Annotated in this window: 23 protein-coding genes; 6 read left to right on the top strand and 17 right to left on the bottom strand. The window is 59.5% G+C overall.

The window, feature by feature from the left end:
- Positions 1–112 precede the first annotated feature (112 nt).
- The gene (locus tag FBY04_RS10680) at positions 113–478 is read left to right on the top strand and encodes an Mpo1-like protein (RefSeq protein WP_017337343.1); all 366 of its coding nucleotides are present in this window, start codon (positions 113–115) and stop codon (positions 476–478) included.
- On the opposite strand, the gene FBY04_RS10675 is transcribed toward FBY04_RS10680, so the two are convergent.
- The 3 genes from FBY04_RS10675 to FBY04_RS10665 form a co-directional block, all read right to left on the bottom strand.
- Positions 479–1,276 carry an acyl-CoA thioesterase II gene (locus tag FBY04_RS10675; protein ID WP_145315190.1) on the bottom strand — a complete coding sequence of 266 codons (798 nt, stop codon included), beginning with the start codon at positions 1,274–1,276 and terminating at the stop codon, positions 479–481.
- Positions 1,277–1,500: 224 nt separating this feature from the next.
- A complete protein-coding gene (locus tag FBY04_RS10670) occupies positions 1,501–2,268 on the bottom strand; it encodes a CHAD domain-containing protein (RefSeq protein ID WP_084318810.1) in 768 nt (255 codons plus the stop codon).
- Positions 2,269–2,310: 42 nt separating this feature from the next.
- Positions 2,311–2,589: a hypothetical protein gene (locus FBY04_RS10665; RefSeq protein WP_084318812.1), complete on the bottom strand. Its 279-nt coding sequence runs from the start codon at positions 2,587–2,589 to the stop codon at positions 2,311–2,313.
- 222 nt (positions 2,590–2,811) lie between these two features.
- Here FBY04_RS10665 and FBY04_RS10660 point away from each other — a divergent pair, with 222 nt between their 5' ends.
- Positions 2,812–3,852, top strand: coding sequence for a patatin-like phospholipase family protein (locus tag FBY04_RS10660; RefSeq protein WP_084318814.1), 1,041 nt, complete (start codon positions 2,812–2,814; stop codon positions 3,850–3,852).
- Between the two features lie 132 nt (positions 3,853–3,984).
- On the opposite strand, the gene FBY04_RS10655 is transcribed toward FBY04_RS10660, so the two are convergent.
- The 6 genes from FBY04_RS10655 to kdpF all read right to left on the bottom strand — a co-directional run bounded on the left by FBY04_RS10655 (position 3,985) and on the right by kdpF (position 12,059).
- Complete coding sequence (locus tag FBY04_RS10655; RefSeq protein ID WP_145315189.1) at positions 3,985–4,683, bottom strand: response regulator; 699 nt, start codon at positions 4,681–4,683, stop codon at positions 3,985–3,987.
- Positions 4,684–4,732: 49 nt separating this feature from the next.
- Entirely contained in the window at positions 4,733–7,384 is a 2,652-nt protein-coding gene (locus tag FBY04_RS10650; protein WP_145315188.1) for a sensor histidine kinase KdpD, read from the bottom strand.
- A 121-nt stretch (positions 7,385–7,505) separates the two neighbouring features.
- Positions 7,506–8,051 carry a potassium-transporting ATPase subunit KdpC gene (gene kdpC, locus FBY04_RS10645; protein WP_084318820.1) on the bottom strand — a complete coding sequence of 182 codons (546 nt, stop codon included), beginning with the start codon at positions 8,049–8,051 and terminating at the stop codon, positions 7,506–7,508.
- 147 nt (positions 8,052–8,198) lie between these two features.
- Positions 8,199–10,256: a potassium-transporting ATPase subunit KdpB gene (kdpB, locus tag FBY04_RS10640; protein ID WP_084318822.1), complete on the bottom strand. Its 2,058-nt coding sequence runs from the start codon at positions 10,254–10,256 to the stop codon at positions 8,199–8,201.
- A gap of 10 nt (positions 10,257–10,266) precedes the next feature.
- Positions 10,267–11,961, bottom strand: coding sequence for a potassium-transporting ATPase subunit KdpA (gene kdpA, locus FBY04_RS10635; RefSeq protein WP_084318824.1), 1,695 nt, complete (start codon positions 11,959–11,961; stop codon positions 10,267–10,269).
- An 8-nt stretch (positions 11,962–11,969) separates the two neighbouring features.
- A complete protein-coding gene (kdpF, locus tag FBY04_RS10630) occupies positions 11,970–12,059 on the bottom strand; it encodes a K(+)-transporting ATPase subunit F (RefSeq protein WP_007899818.1) in 90 nt (29 codons plus the stop codon).
- 424 nt (positions 12,060–12,483) lie between these two features.
- On the opposite strand from kdpF, the gene eat reads away from it, so the two are divergent.
- Both eat and FBY04_RS10620 read left to right on the top strand, forming a co-directional pair.
- Entirely contained in the window at positions 12,484–13,848 is a 1,365-nt protein-coding gene (eat, locus tag FBY04_RS10625) for an ethanolamine permease (RefSeq protein ID WP_084322389.1), read from the top strand.
- Between the two features lie 126 nt (positions 13,849–13,974).
- Positions 13,975–14,142 carry a DUF2897 family protein gene (locus tag FBY04_RS10620; protein WP_064678955.1) on the top strand — a complete coding sequence of 56 codons (168 nt, stop codon included), beginning with the start codon at positions 13,975–13,977 and terminating at the stop codon, positions 14,140–14,142.
- Between the two features lie 152 nt (positions 14,143–14,294).
- On the opposite strand, the gene FBY04_RS10615 is transcribed toward FBY04_RS10620, so the two are convergent.
- Together FBY04_RS10615 and FBY04_RS10610 are read right to left on the bottom strand one after the other, a co-directional pair.
- Positions 14,295–15,146: a DUF1989 domain-containing protein gene (locus tag FBY04_RS10615; RefSeq protein ID WP_145315187.1), complete on the bottom strand. Its 852-nt coding sequence runs from the start codon at positions 15,144–15,146 to the stop codon at positions 14,295–14,297.
- 15 nt (positions 15,147–15,161) lie between these two features.
- Positions 15,162–15,815, bottom strand: a complete 654-nt coding sequence (locus FBY04_RS10610; RefSeq protein WP_145315186.1) for a GntR family transcriptional regulator — start codon at positions 15,813–15,815, stop codon at positions 15,162–15,164.
- 176 nt (positions 15,816–15,991) lie between these two features.
- Here FBY04_RS10610 and FBY04_RS10605 point away from each other — a divergent pair, with 176 nt between their 5' ends.
- A complete protein-coding gene (locus tag FBY04_RS10605; protein ID WP_145315185.1) occupies positions 15,992–16,549 on the top strand; it encodes a TetR/AcrR family transcriptional regulator in 558 nt (185 codons plus the stop codon).
- Here the strand turns inward: FBY04_RS10605 and fabF are convergent.
- From fabF to FBY04_RS10590, 3 genes are all read right to left on the bottom strand, one after another.
- Positions 16,546–17,820: a beta-ketoacyl-ACP synthase II gene (gene fabF, locus FBY04_RS10600; RefSeq protein ID WP_145315184.1), complete on the bottom strand. Its 1,275-nt coding sequence runs from the start codon at positions 17,818–17,820 to the stop codon at positions 16,546–16,548. The two genes, FBY04_RS10605 and fabF, sit on opposite strands and share 4 nt — an antisense overlap.
- 32 nt (positions 17,821–17,852) lie before the next feature.
- The gene (locus tag FBY04_RS10595; protein WP_145315183.1) at positions 17,853–18,647 is read right to left on the bottom strand and encodes an SDR family oxidoreductase; all 795 of its coding nucleotides are present in this window, start codon (positions 18,645–18,647) and stop codon (positions 17,853–17,855) included.
- 206 nt (positions 18,648–18,853) lie between these two features.
- Entirely contained in the window at positions 18,854–19,198 is a 345-nt protein-coding gene (locus tag FBY04_RS10590) for a helix-hairpin-helix domain-containing protein (protein ID WP_145315182.1), read from the bottom strand.
- A gap of 368 nt (positions 19,199–19,566) precedes the next feature.
- On the opposite strand from FBY04_RS10590, the gene FBY04_RS10585 reads away from it, so the two are divergent.
- Positions 19,567–20,592 carry a glycosyltransferase family 4 protein gene (locus tag FBY04_RS10585; protein WP_145315181.1) on the top strand — a complete coding sequence of 342 codons (1,026 nt, stop codon included), beginning with the start codon at positions 19,567–19,569 and terminating at the stop codon, positions 20,590–20,592.
- Positions 20,593–20,975: 383 nt separating this feature from the next.
- Here FBY04_RS10585 and ihfB read toward each other — a convergent pair whose 3' ends face one another.
- The 3 genes from ihfB to rpsA form a co-directional block, all read right to left on the bottom strand.
- Positions 20,976–21,272 carry an integration host factor subunit beta gene (gene ihfB, locus FBY04_RS10575; RefSeq protein WP_008031786.1) on the bottom strand — a complete coding sequence of 99 codons (297 nt, stop codon included), beginning with the start codon at positions 21,270–21,272 and terminating at the stop codon, positions 20,976–20,978.
- Between the two features lie 135 nt (positions 21,273–21,407).
- Positions 21,408–21,686: a hypothetical protein gene (locus tag FBY04_RS10570; RefSeq protein ID WP_084322380.1), complete on the bottom strand. Its 279-nt coding sequence runs from the start codon at positions 21,684–21,686 to the stop codon at positions 21,408–21,410.
- A gap of 216 nt (positions 21,687–21,902) precedes the next feature.
- Entirely contained in the window at positions 21,903–23,597 is a 1,695-nt protein-coding gene (gene rpsA / locus FBY04_RS10565) for a 30S ribosomal protein S1 (RefSeq protein ID WP_007939922.1), read from the bottom strand.
- Between the last annotated feature and the right edge of the window lie 2 nt (positions 23,598–23,599).

Here is a 23,599-nt window from a genome sequence, read left to right as displayed (position 1 = left end):
ATCAATTTCGGCCATGACACCTATCACTCCGATAGCCATCCTTGATTCGCCGCCCGCCCATGCCGCGCCTATTCTTCAATCATGTGTTCAACATGGATCGAGGATCAGCATCATGGGCAAACGTCACCCCAACCTTCCCGCCTGGCAATGGCGCGCGTACCCGGACAACCACCAGCACCCGGCGAATCTGGTGCTGCACCTGATTGCCGTGCCGCTGTTCATCGTGGCCTTTCTGCTGCTGGTGTGCGGGGTGTTCAGCCTGAGTTTTGCGAACTTCGCGATCGGCATCATCGGCCTGCTCGCAGCCTTGGGTCTGCAACGTCACGGCCACAGCCTGGAGGCGCAAGCCTCCGAGCCGTTCAGTGATCGCAAAGATGCGGTGTCGCGCTTGCTGGTCGAGCAGTTTCTGACCTTTCCGCGCTTTTTCCTCAGTGGCGGCTGGTGGCGCGCCTGGCGTGAGCGCCACCGTCGTCACTGATCAGGCAAAAATCGTCACGGTCTGCCGGCTCATGGCGATTAACTGACCCTCAGCGCTCCACAGTTTCGCGGCCGCATGACCGTAGCCGTCAGCGGCATGTTCGATTTCAACGAGGTATTTGCACCAGTCCAGGGTGCTCAGTTCGAGCAACGGCTGGACGAATTCGATGGTCCAGGTCAGCGTGCTGCCCATCGCGACCTTCTTCAGGTGCGGCAACAGCGCCGGTGGCCAGGCGTCGACCAGCGCGAGAATATGCGACTCAGTGACCACCTCTTCCTTCACATCCCCCCGCAAGCGCACCCAGCCGCCCATCTCGCGGGATTTATTACCGCTGAACGGCAGGCCACCGACACTCCAGCGCATCGCCAGGTGGCGCATGAATTCCGGGGTCATGCCTTTGACATACGGCAGTTCCTGGCAATCGTCCCAGTGCTTCATTTCGGGGGCCGGCGTGGCGGTTACCGCCACTTCGGACGGTCGCGAAGCGCCGAAGCTGCCCTGAATCAACGTCACCACCTGTCCCTTCTGCATCGCCCGGCCCAACACCTGGCTGACCGCCTTGCCTTCGCGCAGGACATCGACTTCAAAACTGACCGGCACTTCGGGTTCTACGGGCCCGACAAAGGTGATCGCCAACGAGCGCACGGGGCGATCCGCCGGCACCCGTGCGCGCATGGCTTCGTATTGCAAAGCCGCGACCAGGCCGCCGAAGCTGGCACGTCCCTGTGCCCATTCGGCCGGAATAGACAGCTCCAGCGGCTGGCTGCGGACGGCGTCGAGCAGATCGGAAAAGCGCATGAAAACCTCAGGGGCAGAAATGGGATGAAGGGATGTTAACCAGCCAGAGAGGATGGCACAGCGCTTATTCTGGCCAAAGAGGCTGACAGATAGGCCGCGTTTGGCTTGAGCATGATTCCTCGGACAACACATAACCCTGTGGGAGCGGGCTTGCCCGCTCCCACAGGGTTATGTGTTGTCCACCCGAGTGGTGACGAGACCTACATTTGGATTAGTGTTGTTTCTCAGGACTTGAAGCAGGAAGCACTGAGTTTGTCGAGAACACGGTCGGCTCGGCCTTCAGCCTTGGCCATGGTGGTTTTCCACACGGCAATACAAGGTTGCAGATCCGCTTCCTGTTCGGCGCGGGCCAGCCATTGCCAGCAATCGTGCCAGTCACCCAAGGCAGCCTGGGCCGATTTGAGCTTCGGCAAGGCCGGTTTCGGTAAACGGTCCAGTTCGGGGTAGGCCTCGATGCCATAACGCACACGCTTAATCAGCAAGCGAAGTCGATGGCGATCATGAGCAGGATCGTGCAAGGCTTCATCGAGTTTTTTCCACTGTTTGCCCAGACGCTTCTCGATGCGTTTGCGTAAACCCTTGAGCAACCCCTGACGTTGGGACGCCCGCAGAAAACGCGGGAAGGCATCGAAAATCATCAGCAGCTGCGCCAGCTCAGTGCTCGCCGCAACCGCCGGATAGGCCTCGGCCATTTGCGCCATGCGGCGCTGCGCGGCCTCGGGTTGATCGTGCTCGAGCAAGTACGCCGCCAGCACTTCGCGGTCGCGCAACGGCGTGGTCAGGTCTCCGACCCGGGACGCCGCCACTTCCAGTTGCTCGACCCCGGGCAAGCCGCGCAACGGCCGCAGCAGACTGCGCAAACGGCGAACCGTGGTGCGCAGATCGTGCAACGCTTCCGGGTCGGTGCGGGCATTCAAACGTGCCTGACAGGCCAGCAAACGGACTTCCAGGCCCAGAACATGGGCCACCAACCGATCAACCAAGGCAGACATCGTTTGCTCCCTGAATTGAATTTCTGATGCCTACATCATGCCTTAACGGCCGGCGCGTGATTCACGAATATAGAAACGTGCCTTCTCGGCTTTCCTGGTACAGCCTTCGAACGCTTCGAATTGCTGCTGGGTCTTGGCACCGGTCAGCAACGACAGGGCCTTGGAGTAACTGACGGTGCCGGCAAAACCTTCGGCCTTGGCCAGGTCCAGCTCCCGCCACGCGGCATCGATCCCGCTGCCGCAGCTGTCACGGTAAGCGGTTTTACCGGCACAACCGGCGAGTGCAAGCGCTATCAAAGGCACACAGATCCAGGCTTTCATTACTCACACCTCAAAAATAGGTAAACAGTCGTGCAGGTAAGACGGTCTGGCGCGTGAAAAGTGCCTTGGCCCCGCTGCGGAAACTATAGCGCTCGCGAGAATAACCGTCTGCCGCCATAGAGTGTCGAAAAAACGACGCGTTTACCCTGCCAAGCGACCTTAGCGATTGAAGCACGCCCCTCGTTGGGTGCATTGTTGAACCTTGTCAGACGAGGGCGATTCATGAAAAAACGTGTCGCACTGGTGCTGGGTTCCGGTGGAGCCCGAGGCTATGCCCATATCGGTGTCATTGAAGAGATCGAGCGGCGTGGATACGACATCGCCTGCATCGCCGGTTGTTCGATGGGCGCCGTGGTCGGCGGGATTTATGCCGCCGGCAAACTGGATGAATACCGCAACTGGATCGAGAGCCTGGATTACCTCGACGTGTTGCGTCTGGTGGATGTCAGCTTTCGACTGGGCGCGATTCGCGGGGAAAAGGTCTTCGGGCAGATCCGCAAGATCGTCGGCGAGATCAATATCGAAGACCTGCGCATCCCCTACACGGCGGTGGCTACCGACCTGACCAACCAGCAGGAAATCTGGTTTCAGGAAGGTTGCCTGCACCAGGCGATGCGCGCCTCGGCGGCCATCCCGAGCCTGTTCACGCCGGTGATGCAGGGTAATCGCATGCTGGTGGACGGCGGTATCCTCAACCCTTTGCCGATCGTGCCGGTGGTGTCGAGCCATTGCGACCTGATCATCGCGGTCAACCTCAACTCAACCAACCAGCGCCACTATCAACTGCCGGTGATCCAGCGCCCCGCCGCGTTCAAGACCCGGTTCGACAGCCTGATGAGCTCGGTAGGCTCGAAGTTGCCGTTCCGGCGCAAGCAAGCGGAAAAGTTGCTGCTGCTGGAAAAGGAGGCATTGATCGCAGAGGCGGCCGAGATCAACCCGTGGATCGAATCCGCCGAACCGGAAGCCCAGCAACCGGCGGCTGCCCCGGAACGCGATGGCGCGCCGAAGTCCGCCACCGGCTCATTCATCATCGACAACGTGGGGCCGGCGTCCTTGCTGGATTTGATCAACCAGAGTTTCGAGGTGATGCAGACGTCGTTGGCACAGTACAAGATTGCCGGTTATCCGCCGGATATCCTGATCAACGTGCCGAAGCGGGTGTGCCGGTTTTTCGAGTTTTACAAGGCGCCGGAGTTGATCGCACTGGGGCGGGAGATTGCGCGGGATACACTGGATCGGTATGAGAATGAGCGGGACTCCTGAAGGTCTCGGGTGAATTTGAGGGCCCCTTCGCGAGCAAGCCCGCTCCCACACTTGACCGTGTCTAACTGGAGAACTCGGTCAAGTGTGGGAGCGGGCTTGCTCGCGATGGGGCCGGATCAGGCAACGCAACACCTAAAGCCCACCCTCACTCAAAAGCCGATACCCAACCCCCGCCTCGGTCACGATAAACCGCGGCTGCGTCGGATCATCCACCAGTTTCTGCCGCAAATGCCCGACCACAATCCGCAAGTAATGACTGTCCTCGGTATGGGTCGGCCCCCAGATATCCTTGAGCAATTGCTGCTGGGTGATCACCCGCCCCGGATGCCGCGCCAGTTGCGCCAGCACCGCGTATTCCTTGCGGGTCAACGCCACTTCGACACCGTCGAGCAACACCCGGCGATAAGCCAGGTCCACCGTCAACGGACCGAACGCCAACGCCGCTTGCTGCGCCTCGCCCACCGGCGCCTGACGCAACAAGGCACGCACCCGCGCCAGAAATTCCTGAATGCCGAACGGCTTGGTCACGTAGTCGTTCGCACCGCCATCCAGCGCTTCGACTTTTTGCCCTTCGCCGGCACGCACCGACAGGACCAGCACCGGCACCGTCGACCATTCACGAAACTCGCGCAGCACTTGCTGGCCGTCCATGTCCGGCAGACCGAGGTCGAGCACCAGCAGGTCCGGTTTGTTCAACGCAGCCTGTGCCAGACCTTCCGTGCCGGTGCCGGCCTCAAGCACTTTATAACCTTGGGAAACGAGGCTGATGCGCAGGAACTTACGGATCTGCGGTTCGTCGTCAATGACCAAAATGGTCGCAGTCTGGCTCATGGTTTCTGATCGTGGCATAGAGAAATCCAAAGGGTATCAGGCTTCACAGTCAGCGCTCACTTTCAAACGCAGGCTGCTCCTGCAATGGCAAGTGAAGGGTGATGCAAGTGCCACGCCCTTCGATACCGTCGCCGACGCTGATTCGCCCGCCATGTGCCCCGACCATGCCCTGACAGATCGCCAGCCCCAGCCCCGTACCCTGCCCGCCACGATCACCGCGCGCGGCGGTGTAGAACATGTCGAAAATCTTCGCCCGTTCCTCTTCGGGAATCCCCGGTCCTTCATCGCTCACCGAGAAGAACAGCTCGTTTTCATCTACTCCGGCGCGCAATTGCAAACGCCCATGAACCGGTGAAAACCGCGCTGCGTTTTCCAGCACGTTGACCAGCGCCTGTTCGATCAGCGCGGCGTGAACGTAGAGCAACGGCAACTCCGGTGGCACATCAGTGCTGACCTGCAACGGCGCCAGCACTGCGCGCAGGCGATTGAGCGAACTGCCCACGATGTCGGCCGGCGACACCCAGTCCCGCGCCAGCTTCAGTGCGCCGTGACCGAGGCGGGTCATGTCCAGCAGGTTTTGAATGTAGCGATCAAGGCGCTCGGCCTCATCGCGTGTACCTTCGAGCAATTCGCGGCGGTCCTCCAGCGGGATCGCCTCGCCCAGTGCCAACAGGCTGTCAATGCTGCCGCGCATGGACGTCAGCGGCGTGCGCAAATCGTGGGACACCGACGCCAGCAAGGCACTGCGCAGTTGCTCGGTTTCCCCGTGCAGCCGCGCCGCTTCCAGGTCTTCGGCCAGTTGCGCACGAGCCAGGGCCTGGGCCAGCGGCTGACTCAGCGCGGTCAGCAGACGCCGACGCTGGCCACTCAAGGTCTGCCCCTCCCTGGCACAGACGCCGAGCAGCGCCAGCGGCCCGTCTTCCACGGACAGCGGCCACCACCACCAACGCCCGAACGGCAGCGTGCCGGTGCCCGCGCCCGCCGGTTGATCGTGTTGCCAGGCCCAGTCGGCGGCAGCGCGTTCGGCTTCGGAAAACTCCAGCGGGCCACCGGCTTCGACTTTCCAGCCGCTCTGGCCATCGCGATTGAGCAGGCACAATTGCAGATCACTCCAGCCTTCGAGGTGATGAGCAGCGGCATTGACCACGGCCTGACGGTCAGTGGCAGCCGTCAGTTTGCGCGACAGGTCGAGCAGTTCGGTGGTTTCCTCCTGAGTGTCGCGCAAGGCCTGCAATTGCCGCCGCTGGCGCGCCGCGAGGTTGCCGGTAAGTGCCGCCATCAGCAGGAAGAACAGCAAGGTCAGCACGTCTTCTTCGCGCTGGATGCTGAAGGAAAAAGTCGGTGGAATGAACAGGAAGTCGTAAGTCAGGAAGGACAGCGCGGCACAGGCCAGCGCCGGGCCGAGGCTGCTGCGCACCGCCACCAGCAACACGGCGGCGAGGAACACCAGCGAGATGTTCGGCAGCGGCAAGACACTCGCCACCGCCCAGGCCAGGGCACTGGCGAGCACGGTCGCGACCAGCGCCAGCGCATAGTCGAACCACACCAGCGACTGTACCGGGCGTTGTCGTGGCGGGTCCTGTTCGTGATCGCTGTCGATGACGTTGATTTCCAGCCCGCGCGCATGGCGCAACAGACGCGCCGCCAAGCCGCCACCGAACAACCGACGGCGCAATCGCTGCCGGGACCGACCAACCAATACCAGGCTGGCGCGTCGTTCGGTGGCGTGCTGAATCAGCGTTTTCGCCACCTCACCGGCCCGCAGCAACACCACTTCACCGCCGAGGCGTTCGGCCAGTTGCTGGGCACTTTGCAGACGCTGGCGTGATTGCTCATCACGCACGCTGCCGTTGTCGACATGCACCAGACTCCACGGCAGATGCCGGCGCTGAGCAACACGGCTGGCGTGACGCACCAGACGCTCGGCCTGGCTATCGCCATCGACGCCGACCAGCAAACGACCGCGCACCGCCGGTGCTGCCTGGCCAAGTTGGCGATACCCCTGGGCCAGGTCGTTATCGACCTGAGCCGCTGCAGTTTGCATCGCCAGCTCACGCAGGGCGGTGAGGTTTGTCTGGGAAAAGTACGCATCGATGGCCGCCCGCGCCTGCTCCGGCACATAGACCTTGCCGTCACGCAGACGCTCAAGCAGCTCGCGTGGGGGCAAGTCGATCAACAGCAATTCGTAGGCTTCTTGCAGTACCCAGTCCGGCAGGGTTTCGCGGACCTGCACCCCGGTGATACCGCGCACCTGATCATTGAGGCTCTCCAGGTGCTGGACGTTGACCGTGGTGTACACGTCAATGCCGGCGGCCAGCAGTTCCTGGATGTCTTGCCAGCGTTTGGCGTGACGGCTGCCCGGTGCATTGCTGTGGGCCAGTTCGTCCACCAGCACCAGTTTCGGTTTGGCGGCGAGCAAGCCGTCGAGGTCCATTTCCTCGAGGGTCACGCCGCGGTATTCCGAGCGCACCAGGGGTTGCTGCGGTAAACCGCCGAGCAGCGCCTCGGTCTCGGCGCGACCATGGGTTTCGACGACGCCAGCGATGAGTTTCACGCCTTGACGAAGTTGGGTATGGGCGGCTTGCAGCATGGCGTAGGTCTTGCCGACACCCGGCGCGGCACCGAGGAATACCTTGAGCCGGCCACGGCCATCGCGGGGCAGGTCTGCTAACAGCGCGTCGGCGCGGCCGGAGTCACTCATCTGTCATTGCCTTGTTCGACTTTAAATTGGGGTGTTGCCTTAAAGGATCGCAGCCTTCGGCAGCTCCTACATTGGTTGGCGTACACCCTGTAGGAACTGGCGAAGCCTGCGATCTTTTGATCTACAGTTTTTCCAGCGCCATATTCAGCGCCAACACATTCACCACCGGCGGTCCCACCAGCGGCTGCTCGATGTGCGTATCCAACAGATTCTGAAGCGTCGCCACCGGCAGATTCCGCGCCGCTGCCACTCGTGCCAGTTGATAGGCAATCGCTGCCGGAGGCAAGTGTGGATCGAGGCCGCTGCCAGAAGTGGTCACCAGCGCCAACGGCACCGGCCCTTGCCCTGGCACCCGCTGTTTGTTGGCGTCGTCGATTACCCGAGTGGCCAGGGCCGGGTTACTTGGCGAGAGGTTACTGGCGCTGCTCGACACCGTGGCGAAAGCACCCGCGGATGGCCGTGGATGGAACCAGGCATCACCGGTGAAATCCTGGGCAATCAGGGAAGAGCCGCGGACCTTGCCATCGGCGTCGTGTACGAGGCTGCCGTTGGCTTGATCAGGGAATGCAACCTGGGCGACACCGGTCACCACCAAGGGGTAAGCGACGCCGGTGATCAGGGTCATCAAGACCAGCAGGCTCAGGGCCGGACGTATCATTGTGGACATTTCAAAATCCTCGAATTCAGTGAAGAACTGTAGGAGCGAGCGTGCTCGCGATGAAATTGAAAGCGCCGCGTTTAGACAGAATGGGCGCGTTATCGTTAACCATCATCGCGAGCAAGCTCGCTCCTACATTAGTGGACAGGTGTTCGCTTAAACCAGATGCAGCGCCGTCAACAGCATGTCGATCGCCTTGATGCCCACGAACGGCACCAGAATCCCGCCCAATCCATAGATCAGCAGATTGCGACGCAGCAACGCCGCCGCACTCGCCGCCTGCACCCGCACGCCGCGCAAGGCCAGTGGAATCAGCACCACAATGATCAAGGCGTTGAACACGATCGCCGAGAGAATCGCACTCTGCGGACTGCTCAAATGCATCACGTTGAGCACACCCAATTGCGGGTAGATCGAGGCGAACAGCGCCGGCAGGATGGCGAAGTATTTGGCCACGTCGTTAGCGATGGAAAAGGTCGTCAGCGCACCGCGGGTCACCAGCAATTCCTTGCCGATCTGCACCACGTCCAGCAACTTGGTCGGATCGCTGTCGAGGTCGACCATGTTCGCCGCCTCGCGCGCGGCTTGCGTACCATCGTTCATTGCCATGCCGACGTCTGCCTGAGCCAGGGCCGGGGCGTCGTTGGCACCGTCGCCGCACATCGCGACCAGGCGGCCATCGTTCTGCTCGTGACGAATACGCGCGAGTTTTTTCTCCGGTGTGGCTTCGGCCAGCACATCGTCGACGCCCGCTTCTGCCGCAATGGCGGCTGCGGTCAGCGGGTTGTCGCCGGTCACCATGACCGTGCGAATCCCCAATTTGCGCAGCTCGGCAAAACGTTCGCGGATGCCGGGTTTGACCACGTCCTTGAGGTGGATCGCACCGAGCAATTTACCGTCGACGCAGACCAGCAACGGCGTGCCGCCGCTCTGGGCAATCTTGTCGATTTCACGGGACAGTGCCGGTGCGAGATCGGCGCGTTTCAGGCCGACGAACGCCAGCAACGAATCCACTGCGCCCTTGCGATACACGCGGCCCTGATAGTCAACGCCGGACAGGCGGGTTTCAGCACTGAACGGTACGGCGGTCAACAGCTCGGTGCTCGGCTCAGGCTGCGGATGCAGGCCCCGCAGATACTCGACGATGGATTTACCTTCCGCCGTGTCATCGGCCAGCGAAGCGAAAAGCGCGCCCTCGGCCAGCTCTCTGGCGTTCACTCCCGGTGCGGCATACACCGCGGTGCAACGACGGTTACCGAAGGTGATGGTGCCGGTCTTGTCCAGCAGCAGGACATGCACGTCGCCTGCGGCTTCCACGGCGCGACCGGATTTGGCGATCACGTTCAGGCGCACCAGACGGTCCATACCGGCAATACCGATGGCCGAGAGCAAACCGCCGATGGTGGTCGGAATCAGCGTGACCAATAACGCCACCAGGAACACCAGCGGCAGGCTGCCGTTGGCGAAGTGGGCGAACGGTTGCAGGGTGACGACCACCAACAGGAAGATCAGGGTCAGGCCGATCAGCAGGATGTCGAGCGCCACTTCGTTCGGGGTTTTCTGGCGTTTGGCGCCTTCGACCAACGCGATCATGCGGTCCAGGGTCGACTCACCGGGGTTGGCGGTGATGCGCACCAGCAGCCAGTCCGACACCAGGCGAGTGTTGCCGGTGACGGCCGAACGGTCGCCGCCGGATTCGCGGATCACCGGCGCGGATTCACCGGTAATCGCGGCCTCGTTGACCGCCGCGATGCCTTCGATCACCTCGCCGTCACCGGGGATCATTTCCCCGGCTTCGACACGCACCACATCGCCCTTGCGCAGCGTCGTGGCCGGCACCACTTGAAAGGCGCCGTTGCTGGTTTTGCGACGAGCGCTCAAGCCTTCGCTGCCGGCCTTGAGGCTGTCGGCGCGAGCCTTGCCGCGGCCTTCGGCCAAGGCTTCGGCGAAGTTGGCGAAGAGCACGGTGAACCACAGCCACAGCGCGATTTGCGCGGCGACGAAGGTCGGCACGGCGCTGTCAGGAATGAAGCACAACACAGTGGTCAAAACCGCAGTCAGTTCGACCACCAGCATCACCGGCGCACGCTGCAATTGCCGTGGGTCGAGCTTGACGAAGGCTTGCACCAGCGCCGGGCGCCACAGGGCCGAGATCGCAGTTTTCGGTTGTTCCGGCGCCTTCACGGTGGCGGTTTTAGTTACGGGCATATTCATCATTGACTCCTTAGAAGCCCATGCTCAGATGTTCAGCGATTGGGCCCAGCGCCAGGGTCGGCAGAAAGGTCAGGCCGCCCACCAGCAAAATGGTCACGGTCAGCAACGTCACAAACAACGGGCCATGAGTCGGGAAGCTGTTCTGGCCAATCGGCGCGGTTTTCTTCATGGCCAGGCTGCCGGCCAGGGCCAGTACCGGAAGGATGTAGCCGAAGCGACCGATCAACATCCCCAGGCCGAGCATCAGGTTGTGGAACGCGGTGTTGGCACCGAAGCCGCCGAACGCCGAACCGTTGTTGGCACTGGCTGAGGTGTAGGCGTAAAGCAACTGACTGAAACCGTGAGCACCCGGGTTACTCACCGAGGCCACCGGACCGGGCAGGCTCGCGGCAATCGCGCCAAGCACCAGCACGCCGACCGGCATCACCAGCAGGGTCACTACCAGCAGTTGCACTTCCCTGGCCTGCAGTTTCTTGCCGAGATATTCCGGGGTACGGCCGATCATCAGGCCGGCGAGGAACACCGCGATCAACACGTTGAGCAACATGCCGTAGAGGCCCGCACCGACGCCGCCGAAGATCACTTCGCCGACCATCATGTTGACCATCGCCACCATCCCGCTGAGCGGGTTGAGGCTGTCATGCATGCCGTTGACCGAACCGTTGGATGCTGCCGTCGTGGTCACCGACCACAGCACCGTGGCGGTGGTACCGAAGCGCGCTTCCTTGCCTTCAAGCGGCGCGGTCTGTTCGACGGCGACGTTGTTCAGGGTCGGATTCGGTTGGTACTCGGCCCACAGCGAAGTCGCGCCGCCAATCAGGAACAGCGCCAGCATGCAGGCGATGATTGCGCGACTCTGACGCAGGTCTTTCACGTAGTGGCCGAAGGTGAACACCAGGGCAACCGGGATCAGGATGATTGAGGCCACCTCGAACAGGTTGCTCCACGCCGTCGGGTTCTCGAACGGATGCGCCGAGTTGACGCCGAAGAAGCCACCACCGTTGGTACCCAATTGCTTGATCGCAATCTGGCTGGCGGCCGGGCCGAGCGGGATCACCTGATCGACGCCTTGCATCGTCACGGCATTCACGTACTGCGCGAAGGTTTGCGGCACGCCCTGCCAGACCAGATACAGCGCCAGCAGCAGGCACAGCGGCAGCAGGCCATAAAGGGTGGCGCGGGTCATGTCGACCCAGAAATTGCCCAGGGTTTTGGTCGACTTGCGACCGATGCCGCGACACAACGCAACCAACACGGCCAGACCGGTGGCGGCGCTGACGAAGTTCTGCACGGTAAGGCCGACCATCTGGCTCAGGTAGCTCAGGGTCGCTTCGCCACTGTAGGACTGCCAGTTGGTGTTGGTCATGAAGCTGACGGCGGTATTGAACGCCTGTGTCCACTCCTGGCCCGGCAGGTTTTGCGGGTTCAGCGGCAGGTGGTCCTGGAACAACAGAATCGCGAACAACAGCAAGAAGCCCGCAAGGTTGAAGGCGAGCAAGGCCAGGGTGTATTTCTGCCAGCTCTGTTCGGCCTGCGGATCAACACCGGCCACCCGATAACAGCCCCGCTCCACCGGCCCTATGATCGGTGTCAGCCAGGTGCGCTGCCCCTCCATGACCTTGTAGTAGAACCGCCCGAGAAACGGTGCCGGGATCAGCACCACGGCGAAGAAGGCCAGGATCAGCCAATAGTCATAACTGTGCATAGCCGCTCCTAGTTCCGATCCGCGCGCAACAGCGCAACCAACAGATAAATGAACAGCCCCACTGCCAACAGCAGTGACACCCCGTCCAGAACGCTCATGGAAGTTCTCCGTGTTACGGCGTATTGCCGCGTGTGGAGTCATTGTCGGAAGGAAGGCTGTAAAGGAACGAGACCGAGGGTGTTGGCTGTGCATAAAGAAAGCGTAAAGAGTGGGTTTATGCCTTCGTTACAGCCGAGTTTGCGGCATTTATTCGGGCCTCTTCGCGAGCAAACCCGCTCCCACATTTGGTTTCCAGCGAACATAGATTGGGTGTTCGACGCCAATCAAATGTGGGAGCGGGCTTGCTCGCGATGGCGGCAGAACAGACGACAACGCCCTCAACTGGCGCACAAAAAACGGTAATTCGGTGGCAAACATCCCCGATACGACACCTTTTTACGCTTTACGACTGCCACCACAACACTGGCACGCCCACTGCACACGCCCTCCCCCGAGCTTTACAAACCGTTCAGGGAGCAAACGATGAACACACAACTCAAACCCACTCTGGGCACGCTGCACCTGTGGGGCATTGCGGTCGGACTGGTAATTTCCGGTGAGTATTTCGGCTGGAGTTACGGCTGGGGCGTGGCCGGGACACTTGGATTTCTGGTGACCTCCTTCATGGTCGCCACCATGTACACCTGCTTCATCTTCAGTTTCACCGAGCTGACCACCGCCATTCCCCACGCAGGTGGCCCCTTTGCCTACAGCCGCCGCGCCTTTGGCGAGAAAGGCGGATTGATCGCCGGATTGGCGACGCTGATCGAATTCGTCTTCGCCCCACCGGCCATTGCGCTGGCCATCGGCGCGTACCTGAACGTGCAGTTCCCGGCACTCGATCCGAAGCACGCGGCGGTCGGCGCCTACATTGTGTTCATGGGCCTGAACATCCTCGGCGTGAAACTGGCGGCGACATTCGAGCTGGTGGTCTGCGTCCTGGCAGTCGCCGAGTTGCTGGTGTTCATGGGCGTGGTGGCGCCGGCGTTCAGCTTCAGCAACTTTGCGCTCAATGGCTGGGCCGGTTCCGATGTGTTTGGCGCACCGGCGATTGCCGGGATGTTTGCGGCGATTCCATTCGCGATCTGGTTCTTCCTGGCCATCGAAGGTGCAGCCATGGCCGCCGAAGAAGCCAAGGACCCGAAACGCACGATTCCGAAGGCGTACATCAGCGGCATTCTGACCTTGGTGCTATTGGCCATGGGCGTGATGTTCTTTGCGGGCGGCGTCGGCGACTGGCGCACCCTGTCGAACATCAACGACCCACTGCCACAAGCAATGAAAACCGTGGTCGGCGAAAGCTCCGGCTGGTTGCACATGCTGGTATGGATCGGCCTGTTCGGCCTGGTGGCGAGTTTCCACGGGATCATCCTCGGCTACTCGCGGCAGTTCTTCGCCCTCGCCCGTGCCGGATATCTGCCGGCATCGCTGGCCAAACTCTCGCGTTTCCAGACGCCACACCGGGCGATCATCGCCGGTGGCGTGATTGGCATCGCGGCAATCTACAGCGACGGTTTGATCAACCTGGGCGGCATGACGCTGACGGCGGCAATGATCACCATGGCGGTGTTCGGCGCAATCGTGATGTACATCATGAGCATGCTCAGCCTGTTCAAACTGCGTAAAACCGAACCGAACCTGGAACGCACATTCCGCGCGCCGTGCTACCCGCTGGTGCCGTTCATTGCATTGGTACTGGCGGTGGTGTGCCTGGTGGCGATGGCCTGGTTCAACACATTGATCGGGTTGATCTTCCTCGGTTTCATGGCGGCGGGTTTCGTGTACTTCATGCTGACGGCGCAATTGCGCGCCGATGCGCCGGCGGATGCGATGCTGACAGGCCTCTGAATCGCAGCAGGTGTTGCGGGCAGATCAGGCATAGAATGGAACCACTGCGAAACTGAATCGCTCAAAGTGGTATGCACGATCGGTTGGCGAAACCCGTCAGCCGGCCTGCCCTCAAGGAGAGCCTTTATGCCCTGGTATGCCTGGTTGATTCTGGTCGTTGCAATCGGCTCGATCGTGGGTGGTTTGATGATGCTGCGTGACACCGCCAACAAGGTCGAGCTGACCGAAGAGCAACGTAAACGCGTCGCTGAACGCAATGCGCAAGCGGATGCCAAGGATGCGCAGGACCGCTGAAACAAAAATCCGCTGTTGTGAGCGGAGTTTGTTTTTCACCCTTTAGGAGCGAGCTTGCTCGCGATGGACGTTAACGATAACGCGTGTTTACTGGCTAAACGCGGCGCTCTTGAGTCCATCGCGAGCAAGCTCGCTCCTACAAGTGACTGGGTTTATTTTTCCCAATCGGCCTTGGCGATGTGCAAGCCATGCAGCCCTTTGTAGGCCGCACGCTCCGGTTGGCTCCAGCCTTCCAGCAACGAATCCTCCACCCTGTAAATCTCTACCCCCAACGGGCGACACACGCTGAGTGGGTCCTGCGCATCCGGCCCCCACATGGCCAGCGACAGATCGCCTCCCGGACAGGTCGACAGCGCACACAGCAAATCGATCTCGGCAAAAAACTCCAGGTAATCGCCCTTCTGCGCCGGACAGGCTTTCATGAAGTACATGTCGTCGTGATTGAGCCCCGTGCACTGGAAAATGTTCAGCACGTCATGCACGTCGAACTCAGTCAAGCCACGGGGCAACACGGCACGTGTCAGGTTCGAGTGGCAGTGATGATGGAAGTCTTCGCCGGTGAGCATTTTGTTCACGTAAGGATCGCAGCGAGTGCCCAGCAAGTCGTGCAGGCGACCGCCATGTTCGTCGATGCCGTAACCGGCCAGGCTGTCATCGGTGATGGTCACCAGCGGCCGTAAAAAAGGCAGGTTCGACCAGAGCCGGTCATGGGTGCTGACGTGCGCGCCCTGCAACTGGCGGGTTCGCGCCGCCCACAAGCGTTCACGCGGATCATTGGCGTTCCAGACGTTGAAATCGCCGACTTGCGGACCGACCGGCGTGGTCACGCGAAACACTTGTCCGGCCGGGACTTTCCAGGCGCGACCGGTGCGGATCGGCACTTCGAACTGCTCGATCAACGTGCGACGGTCCTTGCTGTCGCGGATCCGTTCGTAAAAGGCTTTGTCCACCTGCAACGCCGAGCCTTTGCTGACTTGATAAGCCGCCGGATAGTCTTTGTACATGGCACGAATCCTCGATCAGTGATGGGAGTGTGGAGCAAGCATTTGCAACAGGAGCTGTTCGGAGTCGTCGAGATAAAGGCTCATGGCATCCCCGGCAGCGCGTTTGTCACCTTCGGCGAGCAACTCATGGATCTGCCGGTCGCGCGCCAGCCACGGCGCCTGGAACCTCGACTCATCGGGAGCGGTGCAAAACACCAGGCGCAATTGCGCGACGACATTGGTGAAGAACTCATCGAACAACGGACTGCCCAGCAGCCCGACGATGTGTTGATGAAACGCCAGGCTGTGCGTACCGACGGCACGCCAGTCCTCGCGTTCATGGGCCAGTTCGGTGGCTTCCAGCGCCTCCAGCATCCGGTCGGACTGATAGTCGCGCAGCGGCTGGCTCGCGCTGATGGCTTGCAGTTCGAGGGTGCGACGCACGTTGAACAGGTCCCGCACATCCCCGGCCCCGAGCCTGCGCACCATCACGCCTTTGTTTCGCACATAAAGGGTCAGCCCCTCCTGCCCCAAACGATGCAAGGCTTCACGAATAGTGTTGCGGGAAGCGTTGTAGGCCGAGACGAGGTCGTTTTCCACCAGCGCCATGCCGGGCAGCAAACGTCCGCCAATGATGTCGGCACGCAATTCCAATGTGATGTGATCGACCAGGGACAGTCCGCTGTTCATGCTCATCGCCTCATGATTGTTCAACAATCGTCAGCGAACGAGTAATCAATATCCGTGCCAGCTCATTCGATGAGCTCTGACGGCGTTGGACGCATCTGCATGCTTTTTAGAAGTAGAAGTACAGTCACCATCCAATTTCCATTGGTTAAGATGGCGCATTGTTGCGGAGATTCCAGATGCGTTACTCGCAGGACCATAAAGCCCAGACCCATCAACGCATCATCAAGGAAGCCTCAGCGCGATTTCGCCGTGACGGTATCGGCGCGACCGGCCTGCAACCTCTGATGAAAGCACTGGGTTTGACTCACGGTGGCTTTTACTCGCATTTCAAATCCAAGGATGAGCTGGTCGAAAAAGCCCTGCAGGCGGCTGGCGAACAATGCGACGCTGTCTGCGCCGAGCTGTTCGCCCAGGAGCACCCGCTGGAGGCGTTCATCGACACCTATTTGTCCGAATGGCACCAGACTTCACCCGATCAAGGGTGTCCGCTACCGACCATGTCATCGGAGCTCGGCCTGCGTGGACAGCCAAGCCCGACTTCGGATGTGGTACTCAACGCGAGGCTCGAACAAATACAAGGCACCCTTGAGGGCGAGAACGCCGCCGACCAGAGCATCTTCATCATGTCAGCGCTGGTCGGGGCGTTGCTGCTGTCACGCAGTGTCGAGAGCCCCGAGCTGGCTCAGCGGATTCTCGACATCACACGCACATTTCTCAAAGAGCCCCGGGATTAACCCTGCCAGCGTTTGAACAATACGCTGGCGTTGACCCCGCCAAAGCCGAAGCCGTTGGACAGCGCGTATTCGATTGCCATCGGCCGCGCCTTGCCGTGGACGATATCCACACCTTGCGTGGCCGGGTCCGGGTTATCGAAATTGAGAGTGGCCGGCGCAATCTGATCGCGGATCGCCAACAGCGTGAAGATTGCCTCGATCCCGCCCGCCGCGCCGAGCAAATGCCCGGTGGCCGACTTGGTCGACGTGACCGCAATCTTGTTGTCTGAGCCGAACAACGACTTGATCGCCGCCAGCTCCCCCGCATCCCCGACCGGTGTCGAAGTGGCGTGAGCGTTGAGGTGCTGCACCTGGTCCGCAGAAATACCCGCCTGAGCCAGCGCCAGCGACATCGCCCGTCGCGCACCGCTGCCGTCTTCGGGGCCCGCGGTCAGGTGATAGGCATCGGCACTGGTGCCGTATCCGACCAGTTCCGCCAGCGGTTGCGCGCCACGAGCCAGAGCATGTTCCAGGGATTCGATCACCAGAAGACCTGCACCCTCGCCCATGACAAAGCCATCGCGATCGCGGTCGAAGGGCCGCGAAGCACGTTCCGGGGTGTCGTTGAAACCGCTGGACAAGGCCCGGGCAGCGGCGAAACCGGCAAGGCTGACGCGATCGATCGCCGCTTCCGCGCCGCCGCACACTGCAATATCCGCTTCGCCACAACGAATCAGCCGCGCCGCATCGCCAATCGCCTGAACCCCGGCAGCACACGCCGTTACCGGAGCACCCAGCGGACCTTTGAAACCATGCTGGATCGACACATGGCCCGCGGCCAGATTGACCAGGAAAGAAGGAATGGTGAATGGCGACAAACGTCGTGGGCCACGGCTGTCCGTGGTGCGCACCGCATCGGCAATCGCGCCGAAACCACCGACGCCCGAACCGATGATGGTAGCCGTGCGCTCCTGAGCATCAGCGGTTTGCGCCTGCCAACCGGCTTGCTCGATCGCCTGACGCGCCGCTTCCATGGCGAACAGGATGAACCGGTCCATCTTCTTCTGTTCTTTGGGCGGGGTTGCCCGGTCCGGGTCAAAACCAGCCTCGGCATCATCGGCCAGCGTCGGTACTGCACCGCCGACCTTGGCCGGCAGATCCGCCACGACTTCCTCCGGCAAAGTGCGCAAACCGGAGCGTCCGGACAACAGACGTGCCCACACCGCTTCGACACCACTACCCAGCGGCGACACCAGCCCCATGCCCGTTACAACCACTCGACGATCACTCATACCGCAATATCCTCATGCCGATTGCTGGCGCTTTATTTGTAACGCGCAGCGGCTTTGCTTTTGGAAAGGTTTGGCGCCATCACGTGTCGCGCCGCAACAAAGGCGTGCCACTCGCTGGCATCCGGCAACGACGGAATAGTGATCAGCTCGCCCTGGTCCAGACCCGACAGCGCCGCGTCGACCATCTCCCCTGCTTCCATGACCATATCCGCCGGGATCTGGGTGGCGTCGATACCAGAGCGCTCCCAGATTTCGGTGCGTGTTACGCCGGGCAACACAACCTGCACCTTGACACCCGTGCCATCGAGCTCGGCATTCAACGACTGGGTCAGGCTTAACACATAAGCCTTGCTGGCGCTGTAAGTGGCGTTGAAACGCTCAGGGAACAACGCCACCACTGACGCGATATTGATGATCGTGCCTCGACCCGCCTTGGCAAAACTGGCGGCCGCCGCCGATGCCAGCCGCGTGACCGCCGTCACGTTCAGTTGAATCAAGCGCTCCATCTGCTCCATATCGGAGTTGGCCAGCAAACCATCGGCCGCAACACCGGCATTGTTCAGCAACAGGCTGATGCTCGAATCACTGCGAAGGCGCTGCTCGAGCTTGAGTACATCATCCTTTTGCGTCAGATCCGCCTTGAGCACCTCGACCTGAACACCGTGCTCGGCGCGTAGCTTGCTCGCCGCCGCCTCCAGCCGCTCCTGATCACGAGCAACCAACAACAAATCAAAACCGCGCGCTGCCAACCGCTCAGCGTAGATGGCACCAATACCGGAGGAAGCACCGGTGACTAGGGCTGTGCCTTGGGTCTGGAGAGAATTCATGACAGTGCTCCTGAAAAAGTGTGTAGGGAAGACAATGCCCGCGCTTCAGAACGCTTCGGCCGATAACGAATTTATTATAGGCATAATCTAATAACAATATGATAGTCGTAATTTTTTCCATGCCGACGGGAGGTACTCAAGCGCTACTGACGTCAAAATGCAAAAAGGCCGGTCAATGACCGGCCCCTGGCGCTGAATCTACAAGCTTAGTTCACCTCGAGCTTTTCGCGGTTCTTATCCAGGATGGCTTTGCCTATCCCCTTCACCTCGAGCAGTTCATCTATCGAGGAAAATGGCCCGTTACTCTCCCGATACGCAACAATCGCTTTGGCTTTCGCTTCCCCTACGCCGGCCAGCTCACGCTGCAGTGTCGAGGCGTCGGCGTGGTTCAAGTCCAACTTGTCAGACTGGACCTGAGGTGAAATCTCCATGACCAGAGGTGCGTTGTCTGCACCGGGCTTGGCCGTCGGCGCAGCAACAGCTGCAACAGCTGCAACAGAGGTGCTGGTGAGCAGGGCAAAAACCAGGGAGTAGAAGTAGCCAGTACGCATAAGTGAAGCTCCATGACATCGATTGAGAAAGCAGCTTTTCCGAAGCTGCCTTCCAAACTTAGGCGATGTACGGGGTCTGTCAAAAATGGGTTGGTTACAGAATATGAAACAGTCGACGGCGACGGGGGGACGGATGAACCACGATAACGCTGCCGAGAAAGTTGGCAAAGGTGCCCGACGGACCAGTTATACTTGCTCCCATACCTCGCAGGCACCGCTCTCTTGGGTAAAAAGGCAATGTCCCAGCGACTGTGCGGATCGTTCCAAGTCGATATCACCCCTATTCGTAAACTTTCAGGCAGCCTCCCAATGAGCGTGAATGAAGCGCTGGGAAACACTGCGATGCATTTTCGGGAACATCAATAACAATGATTTACTTGTGGCTGGCACCGGCTCTTGCTCTTCTTTCTCTCGCGTTAACTGCCGCCCTGCGGCGATATGCGTTGTCTCGAAGCATCATCGATATCCCCAATGCCCGTAGCTCCCATACCATTCCAACACCGCGTGGTGGCGGGGTTGCTATCGTTGTGACATTCCTGCTTTCACTACCGGTTTTTGGGGTATTGGGACTGGTTCCTTGGCAGCAGCTGATCGCAATAGGCGGAAGCGGAGCGATCGTGGCTGTTATCGGGTTTATGGACGATCATGGCCATATCGCTGCCCGGTGGCGACTGCTCGGGCATTTTGCAGCCGGTATCTGGGCGCTTGCCTGGCTGGGTGGGCTTGCTCCGGTAGTGTTTTTCGGTATCACCCTGAACCTGCATTGGATCGGTAATTGTCTGGCGGTGGTTTATCTGGTCTGGCTGCTGAATCTTTACAATTTCATGGACGGAATCGATGGCATCGCGAGCGTTGAAGCATTGTCCGCTTGTCTCAGCGCATGTTTGCTCTACGGGTTAAGTGGCGCGTCGATGCTTATCTGGGGACCATTGACCATGGCCGTGGCCGTAGTGGGCTTCCTGTACTGGAATTTCCCGCCAGCGCGAATTTTCATGGGGGACGCAGGGAGCGGATTCCTGGGCATTGCCTTGGGAGTTTTGTCTTTGCAGGCTGCTTGGGTTTCTTCAGATTTATTCTGGGCCTGGCTGATTCTGTTAGGCGTATTCATCGTCGACGCAACCTTCACGCTGATACGTCGACTGCTTCGCGGCGATAAGGTCTATGAGGCTCATCGCAGCCATGCCTATCAGTTCGCATCACGCCAATATGGCAAGCATTTACCAGTAACGCTCGCCGTCGGCGCCATCAATTTGTTTTGGTTGTTGCCAATAGCTTACTGCGTAACTCAATTGGGCCTTGATGGTACTTGGGGAGTGGTTATCGCTTATGCCCCGCTGATTATTCTCGCCTCGAAATATCATGCAGGCCAGCTTGAGGCTTCTGTTCCGACTTGATTGTCTTCAGGCGCTCTGGAGTGGACCGACTGCGAGCGCCAAGAACAGTGATTGAGTAATGGCAGTTTCAGGAGCGGGGCCTTTGCATAGAGTGCTCCGCTTCTCATCCAGCTCAATCCTTTAAGCCGTCTCTGCGCTTGCCTCGACGCCTGATTCCCTTACCTATAACCAGACTCATTACCGGACCGGCGCCCCACCCGAACAACAATGCCAGGACGATATAGGCTGCTAACGGTAGTTGCGGAGTAGACCATCCGAAAAAGGTTAGCGCTGCAGGCTGATTGTTTTCAAGAATGAATACGATCACCAGCGTAACTAGCAACACTATCAACGTCAGTGCGATTACTCGCTTTGCGCTAGTCATCTACACCTCTTGCCGATAATCAGAGATCATTCTCTTCATCCTCATTCACCCGATCCCGCAACTCTTTCCCCGGCTTGAAATGCGGAACGAATTTACCGTCAAGGCTGACGGACTGGCCGGTTTTCGGATTGCGACCCACGCGTGGCGCGCGGTAGTGCAGGGAGAAGCTGCCGAACCCACGGATCTCGATGCGATCACCGGTGGCCAGGCATTGGGACATTTGCTCGAGCATGGTCTTGATAGCCAGCTCTACATCCTTAGATGAGAGCAGCCCTTGATGGGTGACAATTCGTTCGATCAACTCCGACTTCGTCATATTTTTCCCTTCTTTTTCAAGCAGCTAGGAAAAGCGCTTCAAAGGTTTTAGCATGCCCGGAAGAATTTGAACAGCCCGAGGTCTGACATATCTTTAGCGGTATTCAGCGCGAGCATTGATCCCGCCTTGCCCTGCTCATCTGCAGATGACCAGCATGGTGCGCGTCACGAAACCGGCGGGATTGAAGCCGAAAGGATATTCATCTTCGTCTTTGGCATCATCGGATCTCGTGACCACCTTGTAACCAGCTCCCTTGCACTCCTTGGCTGCGCGCTTGTGACACTTTTCCCACCCCGACCCTAACCCGGAACAATCGACCTCGATACCACTAACCCCGCGCACTGCATGAGTCTTGGCATTAGTGGTACAACCCGCCAATGTCAGTAATGCTATTGCGACAATCAGCTTGTTCATTCTTTTCCTTATGCCGGGCGCCCTGCCCGACTGCGTTCGCTTTTGGCTAAAGATTAGCTGCAAATAAACGATTGATCCGATTAAAGAAAGAGACAGCTTCGCAGGACTGTTGGTTTCATGGGCAGGCATTTTCACGCCAGGCATCCCTGGTCGCATCAAATCGCAGGCACAAAAAAGGGCGACCGAAGTCGCCCTTTTTCTATGGTCTGACAGAACTTAGTTCTGCTTTTCCATTTGTGCACGCAACAGGTCGCCCAGAGTGGTAGGACCAGGAGCAGCAGTGTCCGAAGCTGGCTTGTCGCGCAGGCTCTGGATTGCTTCTTTCTCTTCTTCAACGTCTTTCGACTTGATGGAGAGCTGGATTACACGGCTCTTGCGGTCAACGCTGATGATCTTGGCTTCTACTTCTTCGCCTTCTTTCAGAACGTTGCGCGCGTCTTCAACGCGGTCACGGCTGATTTCGGAGGCTTTCAGAGTCGCTTCGATATCGTCGGCCAGAGTGATGATGGCGCCTTTAGCGTCAACTTCTTTCACGATGCCTTTAACGATTGCGCCTTTGTCGTTCTCTTGAACGTACTCGGAGAACGGATCGCTTTCCAGTTGCTTGATACCCAGGGAGATGCGCTCGCGCTCTGGGTCAACCGACAGGATAACGGTGTCCAGCTCGTCGCCCTTCTTGAAGCGGCGAACGGCTTCTTCGCCCACTTCGTTCCAGGAGATGTCGGACAGGTGAACCAGACCGTCGATGCCGCCGTCCAGACCAATGAAGATACCGAAATCGGTGATCGACTTGATGGTGCCGGAGATTTTATCGCCCTTGTTGAACTGGCCAGAGAAATCTTCCCATGGGTTAGATTTGCACTGCTTGATGCCGAGGGAGATACGACGACGCTCTTCGTCGATGTCCAGAACCATAACTTCCACTTCGTCGCCGACTTGTACGACTTTCGAAGGGTGGATGTTCTTGTTGGTCCAGTCCATTTCGGAAACGTGTACCAGGCCTTCAACGCCTTCTTCCAGCTCAGCGAAGCAGCCGTAGTCGGTCAGGTTGGTTACACGAGCGGTAACGCGAGTGCTTTCTGGGTAACGGGCTTTGATAGCAACCCATGGATCTTCGCCCAGTTGCTTCAGGCCCAGGGAAACACGGTTGCGTTCGCGATCGTATTTCAGAACCTTAACGTCGATTTCGTCACCAACGTTGACGATCTCGGAAGGATGCTTGATGCGCTTCCAAGCCATGTCGGTGATGTGCAGCAGGCCGTCCACGCCACCCAGATCGACGAATGCGCCGTAATCGGTGAGGTTCTTGACGATACCTTTGACTTGCTGACCTTCCTGCAGGGATTCCAGCAGAGCTTCACGCTCGGCGGAGTTCTCGGCTTCGAGGACGCTGCGACGGGAAACGACAACGTTGTTGCGTTTCTGGTCGAGTTTGATGACCTTGAATTCCAGCTCTTTGCCTTCCAGGTGCGTAGTATCGCGCACAGGACGGACGTCAACCAGGGAACCTGGCAGGAACGCACGGATGCCGTTAACGTCGACAGTGAAGCCGCCTTTAACCTTACCGTTGATAACGCCCTTGACCACTTCCTCGGCTGCGAAGGCAGCTTCCAGAACAATCCAGCATTCAGCGCGCTTGGCTTTTTCACGGGACAGCTTGGTTTCACCAAAGCCGTCTTCAACCGAATCCAGCGCTACGTGAACTTCGTCACCGACGTTGATGTTCAGTTCGCCAGCGTCGTTGTAGAACTGCTCAAGCGGGATGAGTGCTTCAGACTTCAGGCCAGCGTGAACGGTTACCCAGCGAGCTTGGTAATCGATATCAACGATAACACCGGTGATGATGGAGCCTGCCTGAAGGTTCAGGGTTTTTAGGCTTTCTTCAAAGAGTTCCGCAAAGCTTTCGCTCATTT

The organism is Pseudomonas sp. SJZ080 (genome assembly GCF_007828295.1).
GTDB lineage: Bacteria > Pseudomonadota > Gammaproteobacteria > Pseudomonadales > Pseudomonadaceae > Aquipseudomonas > Aquipseudomonas migulae_A.
The sequence above is the reverse complement of the archived record's forward strand: the minus strand, read 5'-3'. Positions and strand labels throughout refer to the sequence as shown.